We start from the raw sequence: 4,723 nt of genomic DNA, 5'->3' as shown, positions 1-4,723 counted from the left end.
GGATTAGTGTTTTGATCACTTAAGTATTTATATAGCAAAATACCCATTTATTGTCAACTGTTTTTTGTCTTTTTTTGGTATTTTTTATAATATTTTCAAATATTTATCTCATAAAATAGCTTATAATATTTATCTCTTTCTTTTGAAGTATATGCCCCTAAAAGCTCACCCTTTTAATCATGATTTCGGAGCCGCGTGAGAGGGACGAAACAAGCCGTTAGGTTCTTTGTCAAGGACGCCGTTAGGCGCCATGTAATGGTTTCCTTGACACTAAGAACCAAGGATTGTTAGTCCTCTCATTAAACGCGGATCTGATGTCATGATTTTGGTGAGCGTTCCAGAGAGTTTGAGAGGCAGATAGCCTCTCATTAAAAAAGTATAAAAGATCTAATAAAATAATTGCTAAATAAAAATATCTTGTATATATCTTTTTTTGGAGGAAGAGGTTCTAAAAAGTTATCCCCGCTGGATAAGTTGATCATTTATCTCTTTCTCTTTTTTCAAAATCAAAAATTTTTCTCATTTTCGACCTTCTTTACGCCTTTTAAAAATAAGGATTAATGTCCCTAAAGATAAATAATTAAAATATTTATTTCTATAAATTATTATTTATATAACCTTTGACATTGTTAGATTTTTTAACGTTTTATTGAGTTCAAACTCAAACAAAGATCTTTTTTCTTCGTTTAGCTTTATTTTCTGATTTTTTTCTAAGTTTAAACTATTTATTTTTTCTTGATCATCTTGTTTCAATAAAGCAAATAAAGAACGCTCTAGATATAATTCCCCCTTTTTTTCTTTATCAATCATGCCGCGGAGATATCCTCCTGGTGATTTTACAAGTCCTCTAGCATATTTTTCAAAAATGATGGCAATTGCCAGAGCTGTTTTTTTAAGCCCCATGATTTTTGTAGCTTGTTCAGCGGCATGTTCTGAAACTTTAATCATTCTGTACATAGGATACATAGAATGTATCAAATCGCTTTCTGTTTGGAAACTACATTCAGAAAACAAGATGGCATTTGGTAAAGCCTTTTCTAGTATCTCCAGCTTAATTTGAGGCAATGTACTACCTTTTGAAGGAAGTGATGTTTCGGTTTTGCCGTTCTCTATATTTTCATAAGCCATTTTATTGTGACCGGAGGTCACATTAACGATTTGAGTGTGTTCAGAGTTATCTGAACACTCCTTTTTGTTACAATTACAATTATAGTTAGGGGTTGTATGTTCTATGTGTATCTTGCCAGCAAGGTCTGTGTATCTTGTTTTTGATGTTTTTTGCCCAAAAAAACGTTGTAAAATCCACTCAAAAAGACGAATTGCTTTGTATAATTTTTCAAGAGATGCTTTAGCCGGACGACCAATAATATGGATAATTTTTTGCATTCTAGAAAAAAGCAGTGAGATAAACGGAGTTGCTTCCATTTCTGTATAACAGGTTTTAATTTGACGCACCAATCCTCTAAAATAATGCAAAGCTTCATTCTTTTTATCATAACATTCCAGAGCTTCGTCTGCTTTTTGCTTAAGTTCATGATATCGCGCAACAAGAATCCGTAAATCAATACCGCAAGCTGTTACGATATCATCGCTATGGTTACGTATAGGATAGCGTTTAAAGTTACCAGAGTCGCGCATAACAATAAGACCACAGTCATAAAGGCATGAAAGTAAAAAACTAACGCGCGATTCACTCCGTTTAATGTCATAACTAAGTTGTCGATTGCTTTTGAAAACAATAGGAACCCCGCCTTTTTCAAATGAATCTTTTGGAGCTGTCCTTAACAAATTCAAAAGAAGTTTAGCTTCACTCTCTTTAATGAAATCAGTCTGTTCCAGTTGATGAACCAATCCAATCAATTGACCACGACTTACAGAACCAATCTCAGCAGTTTCTGCTAATTTTCTAAATTCTATATGATGTGCATTTATCTTTCTTCCAGATGTTTTTTTAACCATAATTTTTAAAACCTCTCTATTGGAGGCAAAAAATGCTAAAAATATCCCTTTTCTACAAAATTTCTCTTGCAGAATGCTTCACGATAAATTAAATTAGGAATTACTTTGTGGAATTTAATTTACCGTATATGTAGTACGGGCTTTTTAGAAACCCTTCTGTTAACGCAGTTGGGTTTTTATTTTTTTGCCATTATATTTCCCTCTATTTGAAACGACTCCTAGCTTGAAAAAAGCGTGTCAAGGTCAAAGCTATATTAAAAAAAAAAGATTTTCAATATGGTAAAGCTTTCCAACAACTGTTTTTTATGGCAATACAATCTAATACAACCTACAACAACAGCAAAGCGAAATGACATATAACCAAGAAAACGCGCTCTTATATAGCGCTGTATAAAACAACCTATACGAGTAAATGAATTCTAAACACAATAATTTTTCTTTGCAAGAATTGTCCACCAAGGACTGTGTGTATAATGATTAACTTTTTTCTGATAAAATTCGTAGTGGAATATTGCCTTGATTTTTTAGTAGCGCTTGAGAGAACGTTTTATCGATAATAGTCAATGGGAATATAACTTCCGTGATCTCAAAGTATCCAAAAATAATAATATAAATTAAGACAATATATTTATTGTCGCTGCTCTAAGAGATTTTAAAAGTATCATTTTGAATATTGCTGTATTTTATTGTTCATTAAATAATAAAAGATTAAATATTATTAATTTATCGATAGAAAAAAATATTTTTTCATTTATATGATTCCCGATTAATATTTTGAATATTAATTTTATGATCAACTTAAACATAAAGCGGGGGAATTTTCATGAAAAACATGAATAATTCGTTCATTAATGAACATACCTTACAAAAAACTATTCTATCCAACACCCAAAAGAAATGGTTAACAGCAGCATTGATGCTGTTTATTGCCTTCATCGCACTGAGTGAACCAGCATTTGCCGCAGGTGACTTTGGAAAAATTGAAGGCGCTCTTGATAAATTAGTCAAAGCTTTAACAGGAAACATTGCAAAATCGATTGCGACGATTGCGGTTGCTGGTATTGGGCTTGCATGGATTGCTGGTTATGTTGAAATGCGTAAAGCTTTCTTTGTTTGTATTGGCATCGGCATTGTTTTTGGTGCACCACAAATCGCATCAATGTTTATGTCTTAATTCGCTTAACTTTAGCCTTTCAAAGCCATGAAAGAGCACGACAAGCTAACAGAAGATACGTTATTTCTTGCTTGCACGCGCCCTGCAATGATCGCAGGCGTGACGGTGGAAGCTATGGGATTAAATGCGATAGGAACGATGATGTTGTTTATTATGACAGGCAATATTTTTCTTATCACCTTTGGTGTGATGCTGCATTTCATATTCAAGGAAATCCTAAAGCATGACCATAACAAATTTCGTATTCTTCTGACATGGCAAAAGACATCTATTTTTGCCAGAAATTCGAGTCTATGGGGTGGGGGAAGTATTTCTCCATTACGATTAATTCGTAATTATGAGGAATTACAATGAATAGAACAGAGCGCAAACGTGAAAAGCAGCCAGAGGCGATCATTCCTTATGTGCGCCATGTCAATAAACACATCATTGCGCTGGATTCACGCGCTCTCATGAGCGTTATTAAACTTGAAGGGATTAACTTTGAGACAGCGGATATTATTGATCTGAATGTGCTTCACGAACAGCTCAATAATCTGTTTAAAAACATAGCGGATGAACGGATAGCGCTTTATAGCCATATCATCAGAAAGCGTGAAACCGTTTATCCGGATGGGACTTTTAGATCGGCATTTGCCAAGCAATTAGATGATAAATATCGCGAGCGGATGATTTCACAGGAGCTTTATCGCAATGAGCTTTATCTTTCAATTTTGTGGAATCCACACGTTGATAAGACGGATAAATTAGCGGAGTTTTTCAAACGTTTAGGCAAAGCCAAGCAAGAAAAGACAGAAGTTGATGCAGAATCAGTTCGCAAGCTTGAAGATATTACGACAGATCTTATTCAAAATTTAGAGCGTTATGGTGCAAAAAGACTGAGCCTTTATGAACATGAAGGCAATATTTATTCGCAGCAAAGTGAGTTTATCCACCAATTGGTGGGAGGTCGTCGTGAACGCATACCGTTGACATGGGGGACGATAGCGTCGACTGTTTATTCAGACCGTCTCATTTTTGGGAAAGAGATCATAGAAATACGCACCGAGGCGGGACAGCGTTTTGCGGGCATGTTTGGTTGGAAAGAATATCCAGCAAAAACCAGGGTAGGCATGGCGGATGGTTTGCTCACCCTTCCCTTTGAATTTATTTTCACCCAATCTTTTATTTTCAAGAGCAAAAACATTGCCAAGCAGATTATGGGGCGCAAACAAAACCAAATGGTCAATGCAGGAGACCGTGCGGGCTCACAAATTATGGAACTTGATGATGCGCTTGATGATCTTGAATCCAATCGTTTTGTTTTAGGCGAGCATCATTTATCATTGGCAGTTTTTGCTGATACACCACAAGAGCTTGCTGATAATCTTGCGAAAGCGCGTTCTCATCTTACAAATGGTGGAGCTGTCATTGCGCGGGAAGATTTAGGGTTAGCGGCGGCTTGGTGGGCACAATTGCCTGGCAATTATGCTTATCGCACCCGCTCTGGGGCGATAACCAGCCGCAATTATGCAGCGCTTTCTCCATTTCATTCTTTTCCGGTTGGGAAAATAGATGGCAATGTGTGGGGACCAGCGGTAGCCTTGATGA

General features: G+C 35.9%; 3 protein-coding genes and 1 pseudogene. 3 read left to right on the top strand and 1 reads right to left on the bottom strand.

Going from position 1 to position 4,723, the window contains the following annotated elements:
* Positions 1-609 precede the first annotated feature (609 nt).
* On the bottom strand, positions 610-1,959 hold the full coding sequence (gene repC, locus PVV63_RS09885) for a plasmid replication protein RepC (RefSeq protein ID WP_273791706.1): 1,350 nt from the start codon (positions 1,957-1,959) through the stop codon (positions 610-612).
* Between the two features lie 823 nt (positions 1,960-2,782).
* On the opposite strand from repC, the gene PVV63_RS09880 reads away from it, so the two are divergent.
* From PVV63_RS09880 to PVV63_RS09870, 3 genes and pseudogenes are all read left to right on the top strand, one after another.
* Positions 2,783-3,133 carry a TrbC/VirB2 family protein gene (locus PVV63_RS09880; protein ID WP_273791705.1) on the top strand — a complete coding sequence of 117 codons (351 nt, stop codon included), beginning with the start codon at positions 2,783-2,785 and terminating at the stop codon, positions 3,131-3,133.
* Positions 3,134-3,160: 27 nt separating this feature from the next.
* Positions 3,161-3,487 (top strand): type IV secretion system protein VirB3, encoded by a 327-nt coding sequence (locus PVV63_RS09875; RefSeq protein ID WP_273791704.1) that lies wholly within the window; start codon positions 3,161-3,163, stop codon positions 3,485-3,487.
* Positions 3,484-4,723: pseudogene (locus PVV63_RS09870) on the top strand (transporter); the annotation flags it as partial. The gene PVV63_RS09875 and the pseudogene PVV63_RS09870, both read left to right, overlap by 4 nt.

The sequence above is a fragment of the Bartonella sp. CM31XJBT genome, assembly GCF_028618555.1.
In the GTDB taxonomy this organism is placed as follows: domain Bacteria; phylum Pseudomonadota; class Alphaproteobacteria; order Rhizobiales; family Rhizobiaceae; genus Bartonella.
Note: the sequence above shows the minus strand (reverse complement) of the source record. Positions and strands in the feature narration are given on the sequence as shown.

What these genes read in the sequence shown, in the direction of transcription:
- repC (WP_273791706.1), bottom strand. Translation starts at nt 1,959, where the DNA reads ATGGTTAAAAAAACATCTGGAAGAAAGATAAATGCACATCATATAGAA.
- PVV63_RS09880 (WP_273791705.1), top strand. Translation starts at nt 2,783, where the DNA reads ATGAAAAACATGAATAATTCGTTCATTAATGAACATACCTTACAAAAA.
- PVV63_RS09875 (WP_273791704.1), top strand. Translation starts at nt 3,161, where the DNA reads ATGAAAGAGCACGACAAGCTAACAGAAGATACGTTATTTCTTGCTTGC.